General features: G+C 74.2%; 22 protein-coding genes and 1 riboswitch. Of the genes, 14 read left to right on the top strand and 8 right to left on the bottom strand.

The annotated features are described in order from the left end of the window. Positions 1-21 precede the first annotated feature (21 nt). From AQJ30_RS29930 to sucD, 3 genes are all read left to right on the top strand, one after another. Complete coding sequence (locus AQJ30_RS29930; RefSeq protein ID WP_067240112.1) at positions 22-342, top strand: hypothetical protein; 321 nt, start codon at positions 22-24, stop codon at positions 340-342. 506 nt (positions 343-848) lie between these two features. After that, positions 849-2,027, top strand: coding sequence for an ADP-forming succinate--CoA ligase subunit beta (sucC, locus tag AQJ30_RS29925; protein ID WP_067240111.1), 1,179 nt, complete (start codon positions 849-851; stop codon positions 2,025-2,027). A 26-nt stretch (positions 2,028-2,053) separates the two neighbouring features. Beyond that, positions 2,054-2,938 carry a succinate--CoA ligase subunit alpha gene (gene sucD, locus AQJ30_RS29920; RefSeq protein WP_067240109.1) on the top strand — a complete coding sequence of 295 codons (885 nt, stop codon included), beginning with the start codon at positions 2,054-2,056 and terminating at the stop codon, positions 2,936-2,938. 123 nt (positions 2,939-3,061) lie between these two features. On the opposite strand, the gene AQJ30_RS29915 is transcribed toward sucD, so the two are convergent. Beyond that, complete coding sequence (locus AQJ30_RS29915; RefSeq protein WP_425424174.1) at positions 3,062-4,084, bottom strand: RNA polymerase sigma factor; 1,023 nt, start codon at positions 4,082-4,084, stop codon at positions 3,062-3,064. On the opposite strand from AQJ30_RS29915, the gene AQJ30_RS29910 reads away from it, so the two are divergent. After that, positions 4,022-5,935 (top strand): cell division protein PerM, encoded by a 1,914-nt coding sequence (locus AQJ30_RS29910; RefSeq protein WP_067240098.1) that lies wholly within the window; start codon positions 4,022-4,024, stop codon positions 5,933-5,935. The genes AQJ30_RS29915 and AQJ30_RS29910 overlap by 63 nt on opposite strands. A gap of 18 nt (positions 5,936-5,953) precedes the next feature. Here the strand turns inward: AQJ30_RS29910 and AQJ30_RS29905 are convergent, their stop codons facing one another. Further along, a complete protein-coding gene (locus AQJ30_RS29905; RefSeq protein WP_067240096.1) occupies positions 5,954-6,775 on the bottom strand; it encodes a hypothetical protein in 822 nt (273 codons plus the stop codon). Between the two features lie 296 nt (positions 6,776-7,071). Here AQJ30_RS29905 and purN point away from each other — a divergent pair, with 296 nt between their 5' ends. Beyond that, positions 7,072-7,701 (top strand): phosphoribosylglycinamide formyltransferase, encoded by a 630-nt coding sequence (gene purN, locus AQJ30_RS29900; protein ID WP_067240093.1) that lies wholly within the window; start codon positions 7,072-7,074, stop codon positions 7,699-7,701. Continuing rightward, positions 7,698-9,260, top strand: coding sequence for a bifunctional phosphoribosylaminoimidazolecarboxamide formyltransferase/IMP cyclohydrolase (gene purH / locus AQJ30_RS29895; protein ID WP_067240092.1), 1,563 nt, complete (start codon positions 7,698-7,700; stop codon positions 9,258-9,260). Before purN ends, purH begins: the two co-directional genes overlap by 4 nt. A 139-nt stretch (positions 9,261-9,399) precedes the next feature. Here the strand turns inward: purH and AQJ30_RS29890 are convergent, their stop codons facing one another. Further along, positions 9,400-10,002 carry an RDD family protein gene (locus AQJ30_RS29890; protein WP_067240091.1) on the bottom strand — a complete coding sequence of 201 codons (603 nt, stop codon included), beginning with the start codon at positions 10,000-10,002 and terminating at the stop codon, positions 9,400-9,402. A gap of 253 nt (positions 10,003-10,255) precedes the next feature. On the opposite strand from AQJ30_RS29890, the gene AQJ30_RS29885 reads away from it, so the two are divergent. The 3 genes from AQJ30_RS29885 (at position 10,256) to AQJ30_RS29875 (ending at position 13,640) form a co-directional block, all read left to right on the top strand. Further along, positions 10,256-11,110, top strand: a complete 855-nt coding sequence (locus AQJ30_RS29885; RefSeq protein ID WP_067240090.1) for a bifunctional methylenetetrahydrofolate dehydrogenase/methenyltetrahydrofolate cyclohydrolase — start codon at positions 10,256-10,258, stop codon at positions 11,108-11,110. Positions 11,111-11,306: 196 nt separating this feature from the next. Next, positions 11,307-11,777: a DUF3017 domain-containing protein gene (locus AQJ30_RS29880; protein WP_067240256.1), complete on the top strand. Its 471-nt coding sequence runs from the start codon at positions 11,307-11,309 to the stop codon at positions 11,775-11,777. 873 nt (positions 11,778-12,650) lie between these two features. Continuing rightward, entirely contained in the window at positions 12,651-13,640 is a 990-nt protein-coding gene (locus tag AQJ30_RS29875; RefSeq protein WP_067240088.1) for a malate dehydrogenase, read from the top strand. A gap of 250 nt (positions 13,641-13,890) precedes the next feature. Here the strand turns inward: AQJ30_RS29875 and AQJ30_RS29870 are convergent, their stop codons facing one another. Continuing rightward, entirely contained in the window at positions 13,891-15,288 is a 1,398-nt protein-coding gene (locus AQJ30_RS29870; RefSeq protein ID WP_067240086.1) for an MFS transporter, read from the bottom strand. A gap of 93 nt (positions 15,289-15,381) precedes the next feature. Between AQJ30_RS29870 and AQJ30_RS29865 the strand changes: the two genes are divergently transcribed. Further along, positions 15,382-16,314, top strand: coding sequence for a LysR family transcriptional regulator (locus AQJ30_RS29865; RefSeq protein ID WP_067240083.1), 933 nt, complete (start codon positions 15,382-15,384; stop codon positions 16,312-16,314). Between the two features lie 10 nt (positions 16,315-16,324). Here AQJ30_RS29865 and AQJ30_RS29860 read toward each other — a convergent pair whose 3' ends face one another. Genes AQJ30_RS29860 through AQJ30_RS29850 form a run of 3 tightly spaced genes read right to left on the bottom strand, consistent with a single transcriptional unit; the run spans position 16,325 to position 18,077 of the window. Then, positions 16,325-17,095, bottom strand: a complete 771-nt coding sequence (locus AQJ30_RS29860; RefSeq protein WP_067240081.1) for an isocitrate lyase/PEP mutase family protein — start codon at positions 17,093-17,095, stop codon at positions 16,325-16,327. Beyond that, positions 17,092-17,538: a carboxymuconolactone decarboxylase family protein gene (locus tag AQJ30_RS29855; RefSeq protein WP_067240079.1), complete on the bottom strand. Its 447-nt coding sequence runs from the start codon at positions 17,536-17,538 to the stop codon at positions 17,092-17,094. The genes AQJ30_RS29860 and AQJ30_RS29855 overlap by 4 nt, the downstream gene beginning before the upstream one ends. Next, positions 17,535-18,077 (bottom strand): carboxymuconolactone decarboxylase family protein, encoded by a 543-nt coding sequence (locus AQJ30_RS29850; protein WP_079084390.1) that lies wholly within the window; start codon positions 18,075-18,077, stop codon positions 17,535-17,537. The genes AQJ30_RS29855 and AQJ30_RS29850 overlap by 4 nt, the downstream gene beginning before the upstream one ends. A gap of 47 nt (positions 18,078-18,124) precedes the next feature. On the opposite strand from AQJ30_RS29850, the gene pdxR reads away from it, so the two are divergent. Beyond that, complete coding sequence (gene pdxR, locus AQJ30_RS29845) at positions 18,125-19,507, top strand: MocR-like pyridoxine biosynthesis transcription factor PdxR (protein ID WP_067240077.1); 1,383 nt, start codon at positions 18,125-18,127, stop codon at positions 19,505-19,507. A gap of 219 nt (positions 19,508-19,726) precedes the next feature. On the opposite strand, the gene AQJ30_RS29840 is transcribed toward pdxR, so the two are convergent. Then, positions 19,727-20,587 carry a DMT family transporter gene (locus tag AQJ30_RS29840; RefSeq protein ID WP_067240253.1) on the bottom strand — a complete coding sequence of 287 codons (861 nt, stop codon included), beginning with the start codon at positions 20,585-20,587 and terminating at the stop codon, positions 19,727-19,729. 137 nt (positions 20,588-20,724) lie between these two features. Here AQJ30_RS29840 and AQJ30_RS29835 point away from each other — a divergent pair, with 137 nt between their 5' ends. From AQJ30_RS29835 to AQJ30_RS29825, 3 genes are all read left to right on the top strand, one after another. Next, complete coding sequence (locus AQJ30_RS29835) at positions 20,725-21,066, top strand: hypothetical protein (RefSeq protein WP_067240075.1); 342 nt, start codon at positions 20,725-20,727, stop codon at positions 21,064-21,066. 114 nt (positions 21,067-21,180) lie between these two features. Continuing rightward, positions 21,181-22,371: a glutathionylspermidine synthase family protein gene (locus tag AQJ30_RS29830; protein WP_067240073.1), complete on the top strand. Its 1,191-nt coding sequence runs from the start codon at positions 21,181-21,183 to the stop codon at positions 22,369-22,371. Between the two features lie 65 nt (positions 22,372-22,436). After that, positions 22,437-22,524, top strand: a riboswitch (ZMP/ZTP riboswitch). A 33-nt stretch (positions 22,525-22,557) separates the two neighbouring features. Beyond that, positions 22,558-24,006, top strand: a complete 1,449-nt coding sequence (locus AQJ30_RS29825; RefSeq protein ID WP_067240072.1) for a glycine hydroxymethyltransferase — start codon at positions 22,558-22,560, stop codon at positions 24,004-24,006. The last annotated feature ends 20 nt before the right edge of the window (positions 24,007-24,026 follow it).

The raw sequence follows: 24,026 nt of genomic DNA, 5'->3' as shown, positions 1-24,026 counted from the left end.
CCCTAAGGATGCGACGCGCGCATGACCACGAACACCCGCCGTTCCCTCGTGACGACCGCCGGGGTCACCGGCCCGACCCCTGCCGTGCGGGCCCCCAGGGTGCGGGCCGCCGAGGCCATCCAGGGCGCCCGTGCGGCGCGGGCCGCGCGGGCCACGGAGAAGGCCCGCGCCACGGCCCGGGCCCACGCCGTGGCCCTCCAGGAGCGGGCGGCCGCCCTGCTCGCCGACACGACCCCGGCCCAGAGCTGGCGCGAGGCCGCCCACCTCTTCGGTGAGAAGCCCGCCCACCTCTTCGGCGAGAACGCCACCGGCGCCGCGCCCACCACGCCGTACAACGGCTGACCCCCACCACCCCTCTGTCACAGCCCTCCACACCCCCCGGCTCCCCCGGACCCGCCGCCCGGACGGCCGAAAGCCGTCGGACCCGTTCGGGCGGTGGGCCGGGGAGGAGGCGGGTCGCCCTCATGGGGTGAGGACGACGACCCGCCGACCGCAGCCCTCCGGGGCTGCCCCGGGTCCCACCGGGCCGACCCCCAGCCCGGTGGGACCCGAGTCGACTCCGCGCCGTGCACCGACCCCCGCCCCACGCCTCGCCACCTTGCCTCGCCACCTCACCTCCGGCACCCCGTGCCAGAGAGGGCGGCATCATGTGACAGGTATCACCGCTCAGGTGTGACTCGCGATTTAGGGGGCCCCCGGAAGCAGCGATAACCTGCGAGACGGACATGCCGCGCGCTCGGACACCGTGTGCGCATCCCTTGTGACACATGCGGACGTCGTCACGTTGCCCTTCGCGGCACGCCCACGCATCCAACGAACCGCGAGATCACTGATAGGGACGGAAGCGCGTGGACCTGTTCGAGTACCAGGCGAGGGACCTCTTCGCCAAGCACGATGTACCGGTGCTGGCCGGTGAAGTCATCGACACGCCTGAGGCGGCGCGCGAGATCACCGAGCGTCTGGGCGGCAAGTCCGTCGTCAAGGCGCAGGTGAAGGTCGGTGGTCGCGGCAAGGCCGGTGGCGTCAAGCTGGCCGCCTCCCCGGACGAGGCCGTCGCCCGCGCGACGGACATCCTCGGCATGGACATCAAGGGCCACACGGTCCACAAGGTGATGATCGCCGAGACCGCTCCGGAGATCGTCGAGGAGTACTACGTCTCCTTCCTCCTCGACCGTGCGAACCGCACCTTCCTCTCCATCGCCTCCGTCGAGGGCGGCATGGAGATCGAGGAGGTGGCGGCCACCCGTCCGGACGCCGTCGCCAAGACGCCGATCGACCCGATCGACGGTGTGGACGAGGCCAAGGCCCGCGAGATCGTCGCGGCCGCCAAGTTCCCGGCCGAGGTCGCGGACAAGGTCGCGAACGTCCTCGTCAAGCTGTGGGACACCTTCATCAAGTCGGACGCCCTCCTCGTCGAGGTCAACCCGCTGGCGAAGGTCGCCTCCGGCGACGTCATCGCCCTGGACGGCAAGGTGTCGCTCGACGACAACGCCGAGTTCCGTCACCCCGAGTACGAGGAGCTCCACGACAAGGCCGCGGCCAACCCGCTCGAGGCCGCCGCCAAGGAGAAGAACCTCAACTACGTCAAGCTCGAGGGCGAGGTCGGCATCATCGGCAACGGCGCCGGTCTCGTGATGAGCACCCTGGACGTCGTCGCGTACGCCGGTGAGAAGCACGGCGGCGTCAAGCCCGCCAACTTCCTGGACATCGGCGGCGGCGCCTCCGCCCAGGTGATGGCGAACGGCCTGGAGATCATCCTGGGCGACCCGGACGTGAAGTCCGTCTTCGTGAACGTCTTCGGTGGCATCACCGCCTGCGACGAGGTCGCCAACGGCATCGTGCAGGCCCTGAAGCTCCTGGAGGACCGCGGCGAGAAGGTCGAGAAGCCGCTCGTCGTCCGCCTCGACGGCAACAACGCCGAGCTGGGCCGGAAGATCCTCACGGACGCGAACCACCCGCTGGTGCAGCGCGTCGACACCATGGACGGCGCGGCCGACAAGGCCGCCGAGCTGGCCGCCGCCAAGTAAGCACGAGGACGAGGACTCACACCACCATGGCTATCTGGCTCAACAAGGACAGCAAGGTCATCGTCCAGGGCATGACCGGCGCCACCGGCATGAAGCACACCAAGCTCATGCTCGGTGACGGCACGAACGTCGTGGGCGGCGTCAACCCGCGCAAGGCGGGTCAGACCGTGGACTTCGACGGCACCGAGGTACCCGTGTTCGGGACCGTCAAGGAGGCCATCGAGAAGACCGGCGCCGACGTCTCCGTCATCTTCGTGCCGGAGAAGTTCACCAAGGACGCGGTCGTCGAGGCCATCGACGCCGAGATCCCGCTGGCCGTCGTGATCACCGAGGGCATCGCCGTGCACGACACGGCCGCCTTCTGGTCGTACGCCGGCAAGAAGGGCAACAAGACCCGGATCATCGGCCCGAACTGCCCCGGCATCATCACCCCGGGCCAGTCGAACGTCGGCATCATCCCGGGCGACATCACCAAGCCGGGCCGCATCGGCCTGGTGTCGAAGTCCGGCACGCTGACGTACCAGATGATGTACGAGCTCCGGGACATCGGCTTCTCCACCGCCGTCGGCATCGGTGGCGACCCGATCATCGGCACCACGCACATCGACGCCCTGGCCGCCTTCCAGGACGACCCCGACACCGACCTGATCGTGATGATCGGTGAGATCGGCGGCGACGCCGAGGAGCGGGCCGCGGCCTTCATCAAGGAGAACGTGACCAAGCCGGTCGTCGGCTACGTCGCGGGCTTCACCGCGCCCGAGGGCAAGACCATGGGCCACGCCGGCGCCATCGTCTCCGGTTCCTCCGGCACCGCCCAGGCCAAGAAGGAGGCCCTCGAGGCCGCCGGCGTCAAGGTCGGCAAGACGCCGACCGAGACGGCGAAGCTGGCCCGGGAGATCCTGAGCGCCTGACGTCACCCGTGACGGAAGGCCGGTCACCGGCAGCAGGAAGGGTCCGCGTCCCCCCGGGACGCGGACCCTTCCGCGTGTCCGGGCGCCGATGCCGACGCCCGTCCGCCCGTCCGTAAGACGGCTTCACCGCGTCTCCGGCAGCAGCCTCTCCGGCCCGTGCGCCGTGTGCGCGCGCAGCTTCGCGCGCAGCTCCAGCTCCGTGTCCGAGAGCGTGCCCGGGGCCGGCTTCGGCGGGACCCCCTGTACCGACTCCCCGGCCGGGACCGGGGCCTCGTACTTCGTGGGAGCCGTGTGCAGGGTCAGCGCCGTCGCGCCGATGACGGCGAGCGTGAAGGCGACCGCCGCGCGGGTCCAGAACCGGGCGCGGCGCTCACTGCCCAGGCGCACGGCCGGCGGCTTCGCGGACCGCAGCCGCTCCGCCGAGGCCACTTCCGTCAGCCGCCGGTGCAGTACGGCCGGGTCGGCGAGGTCGGGCAGCAGCGCGGCGATCTCCGCGCGCCCGTGCAGCAGGCGGTGCGCCGCCGCCGGGGTGCTCGCCTCGGTCTCCGCCGCCGTCTCCGGCAGGTCAAGCCCGACGCCGTCGTAGAGGAGCACGGTGCGGCGGTACGTCGGGGGCAGCGACAGGAACGCCTCGAGCAGCGCGCGGTCGGGCGGTGCGGCGGGCGGGGGTTCGGGGTGCCGGTGGCGGGGGCGCAGCCGGTGCCAGGGGGAGAGGGCGTACTCGTGGGCCGCGGCCCGCACCCAGCCCGGCGGATCGGGGTCGCGGGCCACCTCGGGCCAGCGGTCCCAGGCGCACTGGAAGGCCCGCTCGACGGACTCGCGGGCGAGTTCCCGGCGGCCGGTGAGCAGGAAGGTCTGCCGTACGAGGGCGGGGGCGCAGAACGCGTAGAGCGCGTCGAAGGCCTGAGCGGGCGTCAGGGAGGCCGCCTCGTCCGGGCCTCGGCGCTCCTCGGGGGCGGGGAGCGGGGTGGCGGAACTCTGGGTCACCGGACACCCTTTCGTACGAAAAAGTACATAAACATATATTGAGCGACACAACGGGGCTTCGCCGGGTACGTGGGAAAAGCGCGTGTCGTTGGGAGCATGACGGGCGTGATCCCGATGACCGCCCGCCGGCCCTCCCCGCGCCGACCGTCCAACTCGCAGCTGCTCACCCGGGTGCGCGACCGTTCGCCCGGCCTGGCCGCCGGTCTGGTGGGCGGGGCGGTCGCGGCCGGACTGGGGCTCGGCGCGCTCACCGTGCTGGTGATGGTGCTGTGGATCAGCTCGCCCTACCCCGACAGCGGGCCGGGCGGCGCGCTGCACGTCGCCGCCGCGCTGTGGCTCCTCGCCCACGGCGTCGAACTGGTCCGCGCCGACACCCTCTCCGGCGTCCCCGCCCCGGTCGGCGTCACCCCGCTGCTGCTCTCCGTGCTGCCCGTGTGGCTGGTCCACCGCGCGGCGCGCGACGCCGTGGACGCCGACGAGGACGGCGTCGCCCCGCCGGTGGGCGCCCGTACGGCGTGGGCGGGCGTCGTCCTCGGCTACCTGGCCGTCGGTGCCGGCACCGCCCTGTACGCGGCCGGTGGACCGCTGCGGCCCTCCTGGGCCTGGACCGTGCTCGGCCTGCCCACGGTCGTCGCGCTGTCGGCCGGCACGGGCGTGTGGACGGCGTACGGCCGTCCCCGCGAGCCCGTCGACCGGCTGCTGCGGCTGCTGCCGGGCGGGACCCGGCGGGTATTGCTCGGCCCGCGGGAGCGGGAGAAGTTCCTGGTGGCGGTGCGGGCGGCCGGGGCCGCGGTCGCGGTGTGCGTCGGGGGCGGGGCCGGGCTGGTCGCCGCGTCGTCGGTGTGGCACGGGGACCTGGCGCGGGAGGCGTTCCTGCAGCTGACCGAGGGGTGGTCCGGGCGGTGCGCGGTGCTGCTGCTGTGCGTGACCCTGGTGCCCAACGCGGCGGTGTGGGGGGCGGCGTACGCGCTCGGGCCGGGATTCGCGCTGGGCACCGGGCACGGGGTGGGGCCCTGGGTGTCCGACCCGGCGCCGATGCTGCCGCCCTTCCCGCTGCTGGCGGCCGTGCCGGACGCCGGGGCCGGGACCCCGTGGAACTGGGCGGCCGGGGTGGTGCCCCTGGCGGCCGGGGTGACGATGGGGTGGTTCGTGGGGCGGGGCGGGATGCGGTGGTCGGTACGGCGGACCGCGGTGATCGCCGGGCTGGCCGCGACGGTGTGCGCGACGGCGCTGGCGGTGGCGGCGGGGATGGCAGGCGGCCCGCTGGGGGTGGGGGTGCTGGCCCGGTTCGGGCCCGTGTGGTGGCAGGTCGGGGGCGCGGCGCTGGCCTGGGGCGTGGGGGTGGCGGTGCCGGTGGCGGTGGTGGTCCGGGTGTGCGGCGGGTGGGTCACGCGGTGGCGGACGGCGGCGGCCACCAAGGCCGTGACCAGGGCCGCGGCCAAGGCCGCCGAGGAGGCCTCCCGGGCCCTCTCCCTGGCACAGGCCAGGGCCACGGCTTCCCGGACGGCGGAGGCTCCCAGGACGACGGCGCAGAAGGCGGCAGCTCAGAAGGCGGCCCCACCGAAGGCGGCCCCACCGAAGGCGGCGGCGACGAAGGCGACCGAGCCCGCAAAGGCGACGTCCGCCAAGCCCCCCGCCCCCGCCAAGCCCCCCGCCTCAGCCAAGCCCCCCAAGACACCCGTGGTGGCCCCCAGGGCCGGCGTGACCCTGCGCAAGAAGACGGCGACCCCGGTGACCCCCGAAGCGGCCGCACCCCCGAGCCCGCGGACCCCGCCGAAACCACCGGAGTCCGAGGCCTACGACCTGCTCCCGGCGGACGAGCCGGTGGAGGACGTCTGGCGGGACGAGGCACTGCGGGCGCGGTGGGACGCGCTGCGGGACGAGTTGCGGAACCGAACCCCGGAACCCGACGCCCCGACGGACGCCGAGCCGGAACCCACCGCAGCACGAGCCGGACCCGAACCCGCACCCCCTGCCCCTGAGGACGGGGGCACGTCGGGCACGCCCTGACCGGGCTCCCCGCCCCGGCTAGCCGCCCGTCCCCAGCACGCCCCGCAGTTCCTTCGGCAGCAGGTCGCTGCAGGACTGCTTCGCCTCGTGGGTCAGGGCGTCCTTCGTGCAGGTGTAGTAGTCCTGGTACACCAGCTGGGCCGTGAAGCCCACCGCGACCAGGGCCAGCGCGAGGGACGCCGTGACCAGCCCGGTGATCGCCGCCGTGGTCTTCGGGCGGCCGGGCGGCTCGGGCGCGGCCGGCGTCTCCGGGTCCGGGGTGCGGGGCTTCGCGCGCAGGGCGCTGATGCCCCAGTACAGGGCCAGCGCGCCCAGCAGCAGGGCGACGTAGGGCCAGCCGAACAGGGCGAAGAAGAAGCCCCACATGCCGCTGAGCAGGGCGTAGCGCGCGCGGCGCTGGGCGGGGTCCATGGGGTCCCAGCGCGGGCCGGGCGCGCCGGGGCCGGCCGGGCCCTCGGGGCCGCTGCCGGGACGCTCGCCGAAGCCGCCGGAGGAGCGGCCGGGCTGGCGGTCGCTCCACTGGCTGCCCCACGGGGCGCCGGCCGGACCGTGCCCGGAGGGGTCCTGTCCGGCCGCCGGGGGGTGGCCCTGGTCGTCGTCGGAGCCCTGGGCAGGGCGGCGGGGCTGCCAGGGGCGGTCGGGGGTGCCCTCGGGCGGCGGCGCGAAGGGGTTGTCCTCGTCGGCCGCCTCGTCCCTGCCGGGCCGGTCCCCGCCCCCACGGTGCTCGTCGGGTGCGTCGGGGGGTGACGTCGGACGCTCCCGCAGCAGCGCCGGGACGCGCTCCCCTCCCTGGGCGGGGTGCGGGGGGAACGTGAGGGGTCGCAGGCTGCGGTCCGGCATCAAAAGGCGTCTTCCCCTAGGTGACCAACAGGTGACCGAAGAATTGCTGTCTTCGTGAGCGTTCACCCGGGAAACGTGCCGTGCCTCCACGGCGTTCCCGGGACCGCTCCCGCAGACGCTACCTTCCGGCCGCGCCCCCGTCCCACGGGGGCCGTCCGGAGTGCCGGTATCGTTGCTGACGGTCGGCCGCTTCGTAGACTTCCCCGTATCCGGGGGCGCGAAGCATTCGTACGACCGTACAAAGCGGCCGTACGCACGCCGACCGCGCAACCGCTTCCCCGAGAAAGGGCCCCACCGTGGCCGCCAAGCCCGTGGCCAAGCGCCTCGTCGTCCTGGTCTCCGGATCAGGCACCAACCTGCAGGCGCTCCTCGACGAGATCGAGCGCACCGGAGCCGAGTCGTACGGAGCGCGGATCGTCGCCGTCGGGGCGGACCGGGACGGCATCGAGGGGCTGGCCCGCGCCGAGCGCGCCGGGCTGCCCACCTTCGTGTGCCGGGTCAAGGACCACGAGACCCGTCAGGCGTGGGACGCCGCGCTCGCGGAGGCCGTCGGCGCGTACGAGCCGGACCTGGTGGTGTCCGCCGGGTTCATGAAGATCGTGGGCAAGGAGTTCCTCGCGCGGTTCGGCGGGCGGTTCGTGAACACCCACCCCGCGCTGCTGCCCAGTTTTCCCGGCGCCCACGGCGTCCGTGACGCGCTCGCGTACGGCGCCAAGGTCACCGGCTGCACCGTCCACTTCGTCGACGACGGCGTCGACACCGGGCCGATCATCGCGCAGGGCGTGGTGGAGGTCCGGGACGAGGACGACGAGAGCGCTCTGCACGAGCGCATCAAGGACGTCGAGCGAAGGCTGCTCGTCGAGGTCGTGGGGCGGCTCGCCCGCAACGGCCATCGCATTGAGGGACGAAAGGTAGTTATCCAGTGACCGCCGAGAGCAACAAGCGGGCCATTCGTCGCGCGCTCGTCAGCGTCTACGACAAGACCGGCCTGGAGGAGCTGGCCCGCGGGCTGCACGAGGCCGGCGTGGAGCTGGTCTCCACCGGGTCGACGGCCGGCCGTATCGCCGCCGCCGGTGTCCCCGTCACCAAGGTCGAGGAGCTGACCGGCTTCCCCGAGTGCCTGGACGGCCGGGTCAAGACCCTGCACCCGAAGGTGCACGCCGGCATCCTCGCCGACCTGCGCCTGGACAGCCACCGCGAGCAGCTCGCCGAGCTGGGCGTGGAGCCGTTCGACCTCGTCGTGGTCAACCTCTACCCGTTCCGCGAGACCGTCGCCTCCGGCGCCACCCCCGACGAGTGCGTGGAGCAGATCGACATCGGCGGTCCGTCGATGGTCCGCGCCGCCGCCAAGAACCACCCCTCCGTCGCCGTGGTCACCAGCCCCGGCCGGTACGCCGACGTCCTCGCGGCCGTCAAGGACGGCGGCTTCGACCTCGCCGCCCGCAAGCGGCTGGCCGCCGAGGCCTTCCGGCACACGGCGGAGTACGACATCGCCGTCTCCTCCTGGTTCGCGTCCTCCTACGCCCCCGCCGACGACTCGCAGTTCCCCGAGTTCGTCGCCTCCTCGCTGCAGCGCGCGCACACCCTGCGCTACGGCGAGAACCCGCACCAGCCCGCCGCCCTCTACACCTCCGGCGAGGGCGGGCTCGCGGCCGCCGAGCAGCTGCACGGCAAGGAGATGTCGTACAACAACTACACGGACACGGACGCCGCCCGCCGTGCCGCGTACGACCACGCCGAGCCCTGCGTGGCGATCATCAAGCACGCCAACCCCTGTGGCATCGCGATCGGTTCGGACGTCGCCGAGGCGCACCGCAAGGCGCACGCGTGCGACCCGCTGTCCGCGTTCGGCGGGGTCATCGCCGTCAACCGGTCGGTCAGCAAGGAGATGGCGGAGCAGGTCGCGGAGATCTTCACCGAGGTCATCGTCGCCCCGGACTACGAGGAGGGGGCCCTGGAGGTCCTCACCCGGAAGAAGAACATCCGGGTGCTGCGCTGTCCCGACGGCCCGGCCGGCGCGGTCGAGGTCAAGCCGATCGACGGCGGCGCGCTGCTCCAGGTCGCCGACCGGCTCCAGGCCGAGGGCGACGACCCGGCCCACTGGACGCTGGCGTCCGGCGAGGCCCTGTCGCCCGAGGAGCTCCAGCAGCTCGCCTTCGCCTGGAAGGCCTGCCGCGCGGTGAAGTCCAACGCGATCCTGCTCGCCAAGGACGGCGCCTCGGTCGGCGTCGGCATGGGCCAGGTCAACCGCGTGGACTCCTGCAAGCTGGCCGTCGAGCGGGCCGGCGAGGAGCGCGCCCGGGGTGCCTTCGCGGCCTCCGACGCGTTCTTCCCCTTCCCCGACGGCCCGGAGATCCTGATCGGCGCCGGGGTGCGGGCCATCGTCCAGCCGGGCGGCTCGATCCGGGACGAGCAGGTCGTGGAGGCCGCCAAGGAGGCGGGCGTGACGATGTACTTCACGGGCACGCGGCACTTCTTCCACTGAGCTGAGCCGCTGAGCCGCTGAAACGCCGAGTCACTGAAGCGCCGAGCCGCGCTGACCGCGGCGTGGGCGCATGAGAGGGCCCGTCGACCGTTCCTCCGGTCGGCGGGCCCTCTCATGTGGCGCGGTGGCGCCCGGCGCGTTACTGGGCGCGGACCACCAGGGTCGAGCACATCTTGTCGGCGAACGTCTGCTTCTTGTCGTCCCACAGCGGCCACAGGTAGCCGAGGTAGCAGGGCAGGCCGTCGACGATGTGCGCCAGGCGGCGCACGAAGGCCATGCCGAAGCCCAGCGTGCTGCCGTCGGCCTCGCGCAGCACGCGCGTGCCGACGACCTTCTTGCCGGTGGTCTGGCCGGTCGAGCCCTCCAGGTAGAGCTGGTAGAAGCCCATGCCGATGGCGTACAGGACGCCGATCAGCGTGACGACGGCCCCGGCCGCCGTGTCGCTGCCCATGGCGGCCGCGATGCCGATGAGCGCGTACATCGGGCCGGCGATGATCAGGCCGTCGAGCAGGAACGAGCCGACGCGCAGGCCCCAGTGGGCGAGCTCGGGACGGGCGCCGTAGCCCGGCTGCTGCGGGTAGCCGTAGCCCTGCTGCGGATAACCGGGCTGCTGCTGGGGGTAGCCGTAGCCCTGCTGCGGCGGGATGCCCTGCGGGGCCTGCGGGTAGGCCGGGTAGCCGGGCTGCTGGGGGTTCTGCGGCTGCTCCCCGTAGGGGTTGCCGCCGGGCTGGCCGAAGCTCATGACTGTGTTTCCTCCGTTGCCTCTGGGGACGTCGCGGATGCCGCGGAGGAACGGGTGGGCGTGAGCGGTTCGTCCCCCTGCCGGACCGCAGTGATGCGCCGCTCATCGTCATGTGCCGGACGAGTACTTGTCCAGTCGGATATACGGCTGTTGTGCAAGTGCAACATCGGAGGTCACCCCGGGGACGGGGGCCGGGCCGCCCGCCGGCCACCCTGATTGGAACCGGGGGCCGGTCATCCGCGAGGATGGAGGCATGACCGCCCAGATTCTCGATGGCAAGGCCACCGCAGCCGAGATCAAGTCCGAGCTGACCGCCCGTGTGGCGGCGCTGAAGGAGAAGGGCGTGACGCCCGGCCTCGGCACGATCCTCGTGGGGGACGACCCCGGCAGCCAGAAGTACGTCGCCGGCAAGCACCGCGACTGCGCCGAGGTCGGCATCGCCTCCATCCAGCGCGAACTGCCCGCCACGGCCACGCAGGAGGAGATCGAGGCGGTCGTCCGCGAGCTGAACGAGGACCCGTCCTGCACCGGTTACATCGTGCAGCTCCCGCTGCCCAAGGGCATCGACGAGAACCGCATCCTGGAGCTGATGGACCCGGACAAGGACGCCGACGGCCTGCACCCGATGAACCTCGGCCGCCTCGTCCTCAACGAGCCGGCCCCGCTGCCCTGCACCCCCAACGGCGTGCTCACGCTGCTGCGTCGCTACGGCGTGGAGACCAAGGGCGCCGAAGTGGTGGTCGTCGGCCGCGGTGTGACCATCGGCCGGCCGATGCCGCTGCTGCTGACCCGGCGCAGCGAGAACGCCACGGTGACGCAGTGCCACACCGGCACCCGTGACCTGTCCGCGCACCTCAAGCGCGCCGACGTCATCGTGGCCGCGGCCGGCTCCGCGCACCTGATCCGCGCGGAGGACGTCAAGCCCGGTGCGGCCGTCCTCGACGTCGGCGTCTCGCGCAACGCCGAGGGCCGGATCGTGGGCGACGTCCACCCCGACGTCCGCGAGGTCGCCGCCTGGATCTCCCCCAACCCCGGCGGTGTCGGCCCGATGACCCGCGCGCAGCTGCTCGTCAACGTGGTCGAGGCGGCGGAGCGCAGTGTCGGCTGAGCCAGGACGGCAACTCCGCGCCCAGGGCGCGCCGAAGGACGCCGACGCCACGCGGGACGCGGACGGCGCGGAGAACGCGGTCACCGCTCAGGACGCGCCCCGCCCCCAGGATTCTCAGGACACGCAGCACCCGGAGGACACCCCGGACCCGGACGACGCCCCGGGCCCCGACGGCGAGGAAGGGTCCCTCGGTCCCGTGCCCGAGGGGGCCGAGGCGTTCGAGAAGCCGCTGGTGCGCGGTCCGGTCAGCGCGCCCGACGCCGAGGGCCGGCCCCGCCGTGTCACGCGCCGCTTCCCGCTGTTCACCCGGGACACCGCCCGCCCCGAGGGCGGCGGCCGGGCCGCTCCCGGGGACGCGCCGGCGCCCGCCCGGCAGTGGCCGATGCTCGCCGTCCTGGGCCTGGTGGCGCTGGGCCTGCTGCTGACCGCGCTGGACGTGTTCCGCGTCGGCTGCATCCTGATCGGCGCCGCCCTGCTGGTCGGCGCTGCGCTGCGCTGGCTGCTGCCGGGCGTCGGCATGCTGGCCGTGCGCTCGCGGTTCACCGACATCGTGACGTACGGCGTGCTGGGCGCCGCGATCGTCCTGCTCGCCCTGATGGCGCAGCCCGGTCCGTGGCTGCAGATCCCGTTCCTGAAGGACACCCTGCACTTCACGGTCAGCAACTGACGGCACGTCGGCGGCCCGTCCCCTCCCCCGAGCGAGGGCGGGCCGCCGACGCGTTCCACGCTCCCGCACGGTGAACGTGCCGTTCAACAGCTGTCAGCCCGCTGTGGCACGGAAGTGACCGTTCCGGTACGGAACCGAACAGCCGTCCGCCGTCGTCCCCCGGAGCGGACCCGGGCGGGCCGGGCGACCAGGGGACGACGCCGTGGAGGCGGGGGATGGGCTCCTGGTCCTCCTGGCAGCGGTACCTCAACGGTGTCCAGCCCTCGCCCCGGCACGCCGTCGCGGCGCTGTGCCGGGTGGCGGGACTGACCGGCACGGAGGCCGAACGGCTCGCGGTGCGCTGGGAGTTGGCGGTCGAGGCGTGGCCGCGTCCGGCGGCGGCGCAGGGCGGCGGCCCGGAAGGCGGGGACGCGGGCGCGTACGGCGGCGCCGGCGGCTACGAGGACGACCCGACCGTCCCCTGGTGGGAACGGCTGGAGGAACACGCCCCGCCCGGCCACCGGCCGCCTGCTGCTGGCGGCGGTCGCGCTGCTCTCGGTCCTCCTGGTGGCCGTACTGGTGTCGGCCGTGGTCCTCGGCCAGCGGACCAGGGGCGCGCATGGGGCGCCCCGGACGGGGCACGCGATCCGTACCCCCACGGGAGTCCGGATGCCTGGTCCCCCCACGGCGGCCGTCACGTCCACCCCCTCCCGGACCGGCGGCCGCCGCCTCGCGCGGTGTCCACTCTGTGGGACGGGCCACACGGCCCCAGCGGTCGGGGATGCCCGATGCGCGATAGCCTGACCGGTGGATCTCTTGACGCCAAGAGATCGATCATCCGTTCCCGCCCCGGGGCAGGGACGCCCCACCGCCAGCTGTCATACGGAGAACGCCATGACCCGCACTCCCGTGAACGTCACCGTCACCGGCGCGGCCGGCCAGATCGGTTACGCCCTGCTCTTCCGCATCGCCTCCGGCCAGCTGCTCGGCGCGGACGTGCCGGTCAAGCTGCGCCTGCTGGAGATCACCCCGGCGCTCGGCGCCGCCGAGGGCACCGCGATGGAGCTGGACGACTGCGCGTTCCCGCTGCTCCAGGGCATCGACATCACCGACGACCCGAACGTCGCCTTCGACGGCGCCAACGTCGCCCTCCTGGTCGGCGCCCGCCCCCGCACCAAGGGCATGGAGCGCGGTGACCTCCTGGAGGCCAACGGCGGCATCTTCAAGCCCCAGGGCAAGGCCATCAACGACCACGCCGCGGACGACATCAAGGTCCTCGTCGTCGGCAACCCGGCCAACACCAACGCCCTGATCGCCCAGGCCGCCGCCCCGGACGTACCGGCCGACCGCTTCACCGCGATGACCCGCCTGGACCACAACCGCGCGCTGACCCAGCTCGCGAAGAAGACGAACACGCCGGTCTCCGAGATCAAGCGCCTGACGATCTGGGGCAACCACTCCGCCACCCAGTACCCGGACATCTTCCACGCCACGGTCGCCGGCAAGAACGCCGCCGAGGTCGTCAACGACGAGAAGTGGCTGGCCGAGGACTTCATCCCGACCGTCGCCAAGCGCGGCGCCGCCATCATCGAGGCCCGCGGCGCCTCCTCCGCTGCCTCCGCCGCCAACGCGGCCATCGACCACGTCCACACCTGGGTCAACGGCACCGCCGACGGCGACTGGACCTCCATGGGCATCCCGTCGGACGGCTCCTACGGCGTCCCCGAGGGCCTCATCTCGTCCTTCCCGGTCACCACCAAGGACGGCCGGTTCGAGATCGTCCAGGGCCTGGAGATCAACGAGTTCTCCCGCGCCCGGATCGACGCCTCCGTCCAGGAGCTCGCGGAGGAGCGCGAGGCGGTCCGCTCCCTCGGCCTCATCTGATCCACGCCGGCCCGCCGGGGCCCCCGGGCACGGCCGACAGCCCGTGCCCGGCCGGTGTGTGATCGTCAGCCCGGAGATGCGCTATAGTTGATCACACACCGGCCGCCGGGAAGTCCCGGAAGCCGACTGTGCGTTGGTGGTCCAAGGAAAGACGCCCCGCTTCCTGCGGGGAGATGCAGGTGCAAGGCCTGCCCGGCGCTCCGAGACACGAGTCCCGTCCCGCATCACGCGGGGCGGGACTCGTCGCGTTTCAGGCCACCGGCTCCTTCGCGGGCGCCGTACCGGACGCCACCGGGGCCGCACCGCCCGTGCCGCGGTAGCCGGCCACCACGACCGCCGTCGCCACCAGCACCACCGTGCCCACCACCCGCAGCGCCGGGCCCATCCCGGACGCGAAGTCGGCGTGGCCCGCGAGCGCCGTGCCGGCGACGGCGACCCCGAGCGCCGCGCCGACCTCCCGGGCCGAGGTGCCGAGGCCCGAGCCGAGCCCCGCCCGGTGCTCCGGCAGGGACACCACCACGCCCAGGGTGAGCGCGGGCATGGCCAGGCCCGTCCCGGCCGACAGGACCAGCAGCCAGCACGCGTACAGCGGGTACGGGGTGTGCGCGTCGGCCGTGGAGGCGGCCAGCAGGCCCAGGCCGATCAGGGTGAGCCCGGTGCCGACCACCGGGCGCGGGTGCGCCGCCCAGCGGGCCGCGAACCTGGGCACCAGCGCCATGCCGACGATCAGCGGCACGATCGCCAGGCCCGTCACGGCCGGCGAGAAGCCCTTCACCTCCTGCAGGTACTGGGAGTTGACGAAGAACAGCGCGAACAGGCCGAAGAAGCCCGTGGCCAGACCCAGCGTCGCCGTGCGCAGGCCGCGGGAGCGGAACACCCGCGGGTCGACGAGGGGTTGGGCCGAGCGCAGGGCGTGCAGCGTGAAGGCCGCCAGCAGCAGCGCGCCCGCCGTGAACGCCGTCAGGATGCGCGCCGAGGTCCAGCCGTGGCCCGGGCCCTCGATGATGCCGAACAGCACGGTGACCAGGCCGGCCGTCAGCAGCAGCGTGCCGACCGGGTCCGGACTGCCCTGCGCGGAGCGGGCGGTGCGCGGGGTCGTCACCGCCACGGCGAGCGCGAGCACGGCCGCCAGCGGCACCATCGCCCAGAACAGCGCCCGCCAGGACAGGAACTGGCCGACCAGGCCGCCGCCCAGGTTGCCCGCGAGGCCGCCCAGGCCCAGGGCCAGCGTCCAGGACGCCAGCGCCTGCGCCCGGCGCTCGGGACCGGCGAGCCGGACCAGGATCGACATCGTCGCCGGGGTGATCAGCGCCGCACCCGCGCCGGACAGGCCCCGGCCCGCGATCAGCAGGGCGGGCGAGGGAGCGAGCGCGCTGGTCGCGGCGCCCGCGGCGAACAGGGCCAGCCCGGCCAGCAGGGCGCCCTTGCGGCCGTGCCGGTCGCCGAGCGCGCCCGCCGGGACGAGCAGGCCCGCGAAGACGATGACGTAGGCGTCGACGGTCCACAGGACCTCGGTGGGCGAGGGGTGCAGGGGCGACGAACCCAGTTGCGGGATCAGGAGATTGATGGCGGCCACCATGCTCTGCGCGACGAGCACGCAGGCGCACAGGGTGAGCAGGGTCGAGCGTTTCAGGGCGTGCGCGGGCACGGCTCCTCCCGGGAGCTGGACGAGGGGTGGGATGCCCTGTCACCGTAGGCGCGACACTGGCCTGCACTCCAGTGCAACCTTTGCAGGGGACACATGCACATGACGCAATCCACCGGGATCGACCTCAACCTGCTGCTCGCCCTGGACGTGCTGCTGGAGGAGCAGAGCGTGCAGGGCGCCGCCCGCAGGCTGCACCTCTCCGAGCCGGCCATGAGCCGCACGCTCGGCCGGATCCGCCGGGCGCTCGGCGATCCGGTGCTGGTGCGGGCCGGGCGGCGCATGGTGCCGACTCCCCGCGCCCTCGCGGTGCGCGCCGAGGTGAGCGCGGTCGTGGAGCGGGCGCGGGCGCTGTTCGCCCCGGCCGCGGACACCGATCTGCGCACCGTCAGCCGGACGTTCACGGTCCTGTGCCACGACGCCGTGCCCGCCGCGCACGGGGCGGTGCTCTTTGCGCGCGCGGCCGAGGAGGCGCCCGGCATCCGGCTGCGCTTCCTGAGCGAGAGCCACGTGGACGCGCCGTTCCTGCGCGAGGGCACCGCAGATCTGGAGGTCGGCGTGGTCGACTCCACCGCCCCCGAGGTGCACGTGGAGATCCTGCACGAGGACCGGATGCTCGGGGTCGCGCGGGCCGGACACCCGCTGCTGGAGGGGGAGCTGACGGCCGAGCGGTTCGCCGCGGCCGACCACCTGATCGTCTCCCGGCGCGGCCGGCTGCACGGCCCCGTCGACGCCGCGCTCGCCGAGCTCGGGCTGCGCCGCCGGGTGACCGGCACCGTCGGCACCCTCCCGGCCTCGCTGTTCGTCATCCGGGAGACCGACCTCGTCGGCCTGGTCCACTCCTGGGGCCTGCCGCTCGCCGACACGCTCGGCCTGGTGCCCTTCGAGATCCCGCTGCCCCTGCCCCCGCTGCGCCTCGGCCTGGCCTGGCACCCCCGCCACGAGGCCGACCCGGCCCACGCCTGGCTGCGCGCGACCGTGCGCGACCTGGTGCGGGACTGGTCGGCCGCCCGGCCGGGGCCCCGCTGAGCCGCCCGGGTCAGCTCCCGGTGCCGCGGGGCGCCAGGTCGGCGGCGATCTCCGCCAGCGCCGCCGTCGCCAGCCGCTGCAGGCCCGGCCCGAACGTGACCCGGGTGGCGCCCCGTTCGCCGAGCTCGGACGGGGTGGGCCCCCCGGTGGGCCGGGCGAACACGTTGACCGGGCCCTGGATGCCGGACCGCAGCAGCGGCAGCACGTCCACCGGAGCCCCGATCGGGTACACGCAGTCGGCGCCCGCGGCGACGTACAGCGCGGCCCGCTCGATGGCTCGGTCGGGGTCGGTGACGCCGCGGACGAACGTGTCGACGCGGGCGTTGACGAACAGCTCCCCGCCGGCCGCGGCGCACACCTCGGCCAGCCAGTCGGCGTGCGCCCGCGGGTCCTTCAGGACGCCCCCGGCCGAGTCCTCCAGGTTGCAGCCGACCGCGCCCGCCTCCAGCAGCCGCTCCACCAGCTCACCGGGCGCCAGCCCGTACCCGTCCTCGACGTCCGCCGACACCGGCACGTCCACGGCCCGGGCGATGCGCGCCACGGCCGCGAACATCTCCTCGGGCGGTGTCTCGCCGTCCGCGTACCCGAGGGAGGCGGCCACGCCCGCGCTGGGCGTGGCGAGCGCGGGGAAGCCCGCGTCGGCGCACACCCGTGCCGTCGCCGCGTCCCAGGGGCCGGCCAGGACCAGCGGGTCGTCGGGGGAGGGGCGCCGGTGCAGGGCGCGGAACCTCGCCGCCCCGCCCGTGCCGGACGGTCCGCCGGCCGTCTCCGCGGGGCTCACGGGGTGTACCCCCCGGGCGGGATCCGCCGGCCGACCATCACCCGGTTCCAGTTGTTGATGGCCACGACCAGCCCGATCAGGTGGGCGAGCGCGGTCCCGTCGAAGTGCCGGGCCGCCCGGTCGTAGACCTCGTCCGGCACGAAGCCGTCGGTGAGCACGGTGACCGCCTCGGTCAGCGCGAGCGCGGCCCGCTCCCGCTCGTCGAAGACGTCCCCGGCCTCCTCCCAGGCGGCGAGCAGGTCGAGCTGCCGTTCGGGCACGCCGTGCTGCCGGGCGATCCCGAGGTGCATGTCCAGGCAGAACGCGCAGTGGTTGAGCTGCGAGGCCCGGATGACGACCAGCTCGGCCAGGGCCGGGTCGCCGAGGCCCTTCTTCGCGGCGGCGCTCAGCCCGGACAGCGCCCGGGCGACGGCCTGGTCGAGGTGTGCCGTGCGCGCCGTCACGCGTGCTGCCCCGGCTGGTAGTGGCCCGGCACCATGCGGGTGCTCACGCCGAACCGGTTCCAGGCGTTGATCACCGTGATCGCGGCGATCAGCTGCGCCAGCTCGGTCTCCTCGAAGTGCCGGGCCGCCCGCTCGTAGACCTCGTCCGGCACGAAGCCGTCGGTCAGCACGGTGACCGCCTCGGTCAGCTCGATCGCGGCCAGCTCCTTCTCCGTGTAGAAGTGCCGCGACTCCTCCCACGCGCCGAGCTGGACGATCCGCTCGACGCTCTCGCCCGCCGCCAGGGCGTCCTTGGTGTGCATGTCCAGGCAGAACGCGCAGTGGTTGATCTGCGACGCGCGGATCTTCACCAGCTCGTGCAGCGTCGGGTCCAGGCCCCGCCGGGCGGCCGCGTCCAGCCGGACCATGGCCTTGTAGACCTCCGGGGCGCGCTCGGTCCAGGACAGGCGCGGGGCGTGCTCGGCGGCGCGGGCGGTGCCGTCCGCGGTGGGGGCGGGGGTGTCCGTGGGGGTGTCGGTGGTGGTGGTCTGTGCGCTCATGCCCTCGACCCTAGGAGCGAAGCAGCCCAGGAGTATGGTCCATTCCCATGCCGGAATCCTGGGCCACCCTGGGTGTCGACCTGCACCTGAAGCCGACCGGGCCGCGGGTGCGGCGCGGGCTGACCGACGCGCTGCGCGAGGCCGTGCGCAGCGGGCGCCTCGCGCCCGGCACCCGCCTGCCGTCCTCCCGCTCGCTCGCCGCCGACCTCGGCGTCGCCCGCAACACCGTCGCCGACGCGTACGCCGACCTGGTGGCCGAGGGCTGGCTGACCGCCCGCCAGGGCTCCGGCACGCGGGTCGCCGACCGGGCGGTGCCCGCGCCGCCCGCGCCGCCGCCGCACCCGCGCGCGCCCGGCCGCCCCACCCACAGCCTCGACGCCGGCACCCCCGACCTCGCCGCGTTCCCGCGCGCCGAGTGGCTCAGGGCCGCCCGCCGCGCCCTGAACGCCGCCCCGAACGACGCCCTCGGCTACGGCGACCCCCGCGGCCGCGCCGAACTGCGCACCGCGCTCGCCGCCTACCTCTCCCGGGCCCGGGGCGTGCGCGCCGACCCCGAGAACGTCGTCGTGTGCTCCGGGTTCGCCCACGGGCTGCGGCTGCTCGGCGAGGTGCTGCACGCACGCGGGGCGCGCACCGTCGCCGTCGAGTCCTACGGCCTGCCGCCGCACTGGGCCCTGCTGGAGCGGGCCGGGCTGCGCACCGCGCCGCTGCCCTTCGACGCGCACGGCACCCGCACCGAGGACCTGGACGGCGAGGGGGCCGTCCTGCTCACCCCCGCCCACCAGTTCCCGATGGGCGTCGCGCTGCGGCCCGAGCGGCGGGCCGCCGTCATCGACTGGGCGCGGCGCACCGGCGGGCTGGTCCTGGAGGACGACTACGACGGCGAGTTCCGCTACGACCGGCAGCCCGTCGGCGCGCTCCAGGACCTCGGCCCCGACCACGTCGCCTACCTCGGCACCGCCAGCAAGTCCCTCGCCCCGGGGCTGCGGCTCGCCTGGCTGGTCCTGCCGCCGTCCCTCACCCCCGAGGTGACGCGGCTCGTCGGCAGCCCCACGACGGGCGTGCTCGACCAGCTGACCCTCGCCGAGTTCCTGACCTCCGGAGCCTACGACCGTCACGTCCGCGCCTCCCGGCTGCGGTACCGGCGCCGCCGGGACGCCCTCGTCGAGGCGGTCGCCGCCCAGGCGCCGGACGTGCGGGTGACCGGGATCGCCGCCGGACTGCACGCCGTGCTCCAGCTCCCGCCCGGCACCGAGGACTCCGTCGTGCGCGCCGCCGCCTGGCAGGGCCTCGCCCTGATGGGCCTCTCCCGCTTCCGCCACACCGCGGCCCGCGCCGAGCCCCTGGACGCCCTGGTGGTGGGCTACGGCGGCCCGTCGGACCGCGGCTGGCCGGCGGCACTGGAAGCGTTGTGCCGGGTCCTGCCGTAGGGGTGGGCGGGGGGTTGTGCGGCGGAGTGCGTGCTCGGGCCGGTGCCGCGGCGGGGGTGGGGCGACGTGCGGGCGTCGTCGCCGGGCGGAGGCACCGGCCGGTTCGGCACCGCCGGAGGCCGCCGCGGTGGGTGCCCGCCGTTGCGGCGGATCCAAGGGAGCGGGTGGGTCCCGTAGCGGGGTGGGGCGGCGGCTCTTCCGAGGCGCCTGCCGATCAGCTCAGCCTCGTTCCCGCAGGGCGCCGGTGTCCGTGTCTTGTTCCGCGCCGGGCTCCGCCGGTGCCTCCCCGAAGCGGGCCAGGGCCAGTGCTCCCGCCACCGCGACCGTGAAGCCGAGGACGGCCAGCCAGGCCAGGCCCGGGCGGGTGCGGTCGCCGAGCCAGACGACGCCGACCGCGGCCGGGCCGATCGTCTCGCCGAGGACCATGCCGGCCGTGGCGGTGGTCACCGAGCCGCGCTGGAGGGCCGAGGTGAGCAGCAGGAACGCGGCGCCGCCGCCGAGCAGCAGGGCGTAGACCGCCGGGTCGGTCAGCAGGTCGAGCGGGCGCAGCGAGTCGATCAGGCGGACCGCCACCTCCACCACCCCGAACCCGCACCCGGCGCCCAGACCGAGCACCAGTGCCCGCGACCGCCCCCGCAGCCGGGTCCCGGCCAGGCCCAGCACCAGCACCGCCCCGGCCGCGCCCAGCATCACCCAGGGCAGCGCCTCCGGCCCGCTCTCCTCGCCCTCCGGTCCCGACGCCAGCGCCAGCATCGCCAGTCCGGCGCACACCACGCCCACCGCGGCCCACTCGCCCCGGCTCAGCCGCACCCGCAGCAGCCGGGCCGCGACCACCGCGGTCACCGCGAGGCTGGAGGCCAGGGCGGCGCCCACGACGTAGATCGGCAGGGACCGCAGGGCGGCGATCTGGAAGACGAACCCCAGCCCGTCCAGGGCGAGTCCGGCCAGGTACCGCCACTGCCGCAGCGCCCGCAGCAACAGCGCGGCCTCGCCGCCCCCGGTCCCGGCGGCCCGCGCGGCCATCGCCTGCAACACCGTCGCGGTACCGAAGCAGAGGGCCGCGGCCAGCGCACACACCATTCCGAAGAGCACGAGGCGACTGTAGGTGAGGGGCAGGGGGCAGGGGTCCTTGCGGGGCCGGTCACACCGATCTCTAGGCTGACCGACGGGAACCGGACACCACATCCGACGGAAACGAACGCATCACGGGGGAAACGATGGCCGACACACGACGACGACTGCGCTCCGGCACGGTGGTCCTCGGCGGCATGGGACTGCTCGCCGCCGCCCTGACCGCCTGCTCCTCGGACCCGGACAAGCGCTGCGTGGACCGCGGCAGTTACCAGCTCTCCAAGGGCTACAAGGTCGTCGCGGACAAGAACTGCAAGTCGGGCTCGCGCACCGGCGTCTGGTACTACGGCGGCAAGAAGCGCAACGGCTGGGTCGACGGCGGCTCGTTCAGCAAGCCCCGCAAGGGTGGCGGGGGTTCGGGCGGCGGCCACGGCGGCGGCGTCGACCGCGGCGGCTTCGGCGGCGGCAAGGGCAGCGGCGGCGGCTGAGCGGACCCGAGGCCCCGACGCGCCGACGACGCCGACGACGCCGACGCGCCGACGACCCGAGAACCCGACGAGCCGACCGGCCGAGCCGCCGAGGACGCGAGGACCCGACCACCCATGGAACGCCGTACCGTCGCCCCCCGCCCCGGCTGGCAGCAGACCGTCGAGGCGCAGGGCCTGATCTACCCGCTCACCCGCCACCCCGACGGATCCCTGCGGCCGTACTGGGACGAGAGCGCCTACTACGTCTTCTCCCTGGAGGAGGTCGAGGCGCTGGAGGAGACCGTCGGGGAACTGCACCGCATGTGCCTCGAGGCCGCCGCGCACATCGTCGCCACCGGCCGCCTCGCCGACCTCGGCATCACCGACCCGCGCGTCGCCGCCGCCGTCACCGAGGCCTGGCACCGCCGCGCCGAACTGCCCTCCGTCTACGGCCGGTTCGACCTGCGCTACGACGGCACCGGCCCGGCGAAGCTGCTGGAGTACAACGCCGACACCCCGACCTCGCTGGTGGAGGCGGCGTCCCCGCAGTGGTTCTGGATGGAGGAGCGCTTCCCCGGCGCCGACCAGTGGAACTCCCTGCACGAACGGCTCGTCGCCGCCTGGCGCAGCCAGGGGAAGCTGCTGCCGCCCGGCGGCCCGCTGTACTTCGCGCACTCCTCCGACGACGAGCTCGGCGAGGACCTGATGACGGTCGCCTACCTCAAGGAGACCGCCGAGCAGGCCGGCCTGGACACCGACTGGATCTCGGTGGAGGAGATCGGCTGGGACCCGCTGTCCGGCCGGTTCGTCGACAACCGGCTCCGCTTCATCCGCAGCTGCTTCAAGCTCTACCCCTGGGAGTGGCTGACCACCGACCGGTTCGCCGGGCACGTCCTGGACACCCTCGACAACGGCGGCGGCACCGGCTCCACCCTGTGGATCGAGCCCGCCTGGAAGATGCTGCTCAGCAACAAGGCCCTGCTGGCGGTCCTGTGGGAGCTGTACCCCGGCCACCCCAACCTGCTCCCGGCCTACCTCGACGGGCCCCGCGAGCTGGCCGACGCCGACGGCCCCGGCTGGGTCGCCAAGCCGCTCCTGGGCCGCGAGGGCGACGGCGTCACGGTCCACGAGGCGGGCAGCGCGCCCGCGCCGCGCGACGAACCCTGCTGCTACCAGCAGCTCGCCCCGCTGCCCGCCTTCGACGGCAACCACGTCGTCCTGGGCACCTGGGTCGTCGAGGGCGAGGCGGCCGGCCTCGGCATCCGCGAGTCGTCGGGCCTGGTCACCGACGGGTACGCCCGCTTCCTGCCCCACGTGATCCTCTGACGGCGTCCGGGCCGGCCCGGATGGTGGACGGCCCGGCGGCGCCGACCGCCCGGGCCGGTAGGCTGGCCGTGGGCCGTGACTGGCGCGCTGGGATGGGACCGACCATCGGGGAGCGGCCCGTTCGACACAGTGCCGTGCGCCTGGGCCGTACCCGTGAACGCTGAACGCCGACGTCCGGAGGTCCCCATGCCAGCCGAGCCGCTGTCCACCGAGTCCACCGCCTTCCGTGCCGCCCTCGACGTGATCCGCGCCGTCGAGCCCCGCGTCGCCGACGCCATCGGCCAGGAGGTGCACGACCAGCGCGAGATGCTCAAGCTGATCGCCTCCGAGAACTACGCCTCCCCGGCGACGCTGCTCGCGATGGGCAACTGGTTCAGCGACAAGTACGCCGAGGGCACGATCGGCCGCCGCTTCTACGCCGGCTGCCGCAACGTCGACACCGTGGAGTCGCTGGCCGCCGAGCACGCCCGTGAGCTGTTCGGCGCCCGCCACGCCTACGTCCAGCCGCACTCAGGCATCGACGCCAACCTGGTTGCCTTCTGGGCCGTCCTCGCCGACCGCGTCGAGGCGCCCTTCCTGGAGCGGACCGGCGTCCGGCAGATCAACGACCTGACCGACGCCGACTGGGCCGAGCTGCGCCAGGCGTTCGGCAACCAGCGCATGCTGGGCATGTCCCTGGACGCCGGCGGCCACCTCACCCACGGCTTCCGCCCGAACATCTCCGGCAAGATGTTCGACCAGCGCTCCTACGGCACCGACCCGGCGACCGGCCTCATCGACTACGACGCTCTGCGCGCGCAGGCCCGCGCGTTCAAGCCGCTGATCATCGTCGCCGGCTACTCCGCCTACCCCCGGCTGGTGAACTTCCGGGTCATGCGGGAGATCGCCGACGAGGTCGGCGCGACGCTGATGGTCGACATGGCCCACTTCGCCGGCCTGGTCGCGGGCAAGGTCCTCACCGGCGACTTCGACCCGGTGCCGCACGCCCAGATCGTGACGACCACCACCCACAAGTCCCTGCGCGGCCCGCGCGGCGGCATGGTGCTGTGCGACGACTCCCTGAAGGACCAGGTGGACCGCGGCTGCCCGATGGTCCTCGGCGGCCCGCTCCCGCACGTCATGGCCGCCAAGGCGGTCGCCCTGGCCGAGGCCCGGCAGCCGTCCTTCCAGGACTACGCCCGGCGGATCGTGGACAACTCCCGCGCCCTGGCCGAGGGCCTCACGCGCCGCGGCGCGACCCTGGTCACCGGCGGCACGGACAACCACCTCAACCTCATCGACGTGGCCTCCTCCTACGGCCTCACCGGCCGCCAGGCCGAGGCGGCGCTGCTGGAGTCCGGCATCGTCACCAACCGCAACGCCATCCCGGCCGACCCCAACGGCGCCTGGTACACCTCCGGCATCCGCGTCGGCACCCCCGCGCTCACCACCCGGGGCCTCGGCACGGCGGAGATGGACGAGGTGGCGGGCCTGATCGACCGCGTCCTGACCACCACCGAGGCGGGCACCACCAAGTCGGGCGCCCCGTCCAAGGCGGCGCACGTCCTGGACGCCAAGGTCGCCGACGAGATCTCCCAGCGGGCCACCGACCTCGTGGCGGGCTTCCCCCTGTACCCGGAGGTCGACCTGGGCTGAGCAGCCCGGAAGGGCGTCGG

It is taken from the genome of Streptomyces longwoodensis (assembly GCF_001514125.1).
Taxonomy (GTDB): domain Bacteria; phylum Actinomycetota; class Actinomycetes; order Streptomycetales; family Streptomycetaceae; genus Streptomyces; species Streptomyces longwoodensis.
Note: the sequence above shows the minus strand (reverse complement) of the source record. Positions and strands in the feature narration are given on the sequence as shown.

Excerpts from the sequence above, each read along its gene's own strand:
- AQJ30_RS29930 (WP_067240112.1), top strand. The coding sequence starts at position 22 with ATGACCACGAACACCCGCCGTTCCCTCGTGACGACCGCCGGGGTCACC.
- sucD (WP_067240109.1), top strand. The coding sequence starts at position 2,054 with ATGGCTATCTGGCTCAACAAGGACAGCAAGGTCATCGTCCAGGGCATG.
- AQJ30_RS29910 (WP_067240098.1), top strand. The coding sequence starts at position 4,022 with ATGACGGGCGTGATCCCGATGACCGCCCGCCGGCCCTCCCCGCGCCGA.
- AQJ30_RS29905 (WP_067240096.1), bottom strand. The coding sequence starts at position 6,775 with ATGCCGGACCGCAGCCTGCGACCCCTCACGTTCCCCCCGCACCCCGCC.
- AQJ30_RS29890 (WP_067240091.1), bottom strand. The coding sequence starts at position 10,002 with ATGAGCTTCGGCCAGCCCGGCGGCAACCCCTACGGGGAGCAGCCGCAG.
- AQJ30_RS29885 (WP_067240090.1), top strand. The coding sequence starts at position 10,256 with ATGACCGCCCAGATTCTCGATGGCAAGGCCACCGCAGCCGAGATCAAG.
- AQJ30_RS29875 (WP_067240088.1), top strand. The coding sequence starts at position 12,651 with ATGACCCGCACTCCCGTGAACGTCACCGTCACCGGCGCGGCCGGCCAG.
- AQJ30_RS29865 (WP_067240083.1), top strand. The coding sequence starts at position 15,382 with ATGCACATGACGCAATCCACCGGGATCGACCTCAACCTGCTGCTCGCC.
- AQJ30_RS29850 (WP_079084390.1), bottom strand. The coding sequence starts at position 18,077 with ATGAGCGCACAGACCACCACCACCGACACCCCCACGGACACCCCCGCC.
- pdxR (WP_067240077.1), top strand. The coding sequence starts at position 18,125 with ATGCCGGAATCCTGGGCCACCCTGGGTGTCGACCTGCACCTGAAGCCG.
- AQJ30_RS29840 (WP_067240253.1), bottom strand. The coding sequence starts at position 20,587 with ATGGTGTGTGCGCTGGCCGCGGCCCTCTGCTTCGGTACCGCGACGGTG.
- AQJ30_RS29835 (WP_067240075.1), top strand. The coding sequence starts at position 20,725 with ATGGCCGACACACGACGACGACTGCGCTCCGGCACGGTGGTCCTCGGC.
- AQJ30_RS29830 (WP_067240073.1), top strand. The coding sequence starts at position 21,181 with ATGGAACGCCGTACCGTCGCCCCCCGCCCCGGCTGGCAGCAGACCGTC.
- AQJ30_RS29825 (WP_067240072.1), top strand. The coding sequence starts at position 22,558 with ATGCCAGCCGAGCCGCTGTCCACCGAGTCCACCGCCTTCCGTGCCGCC.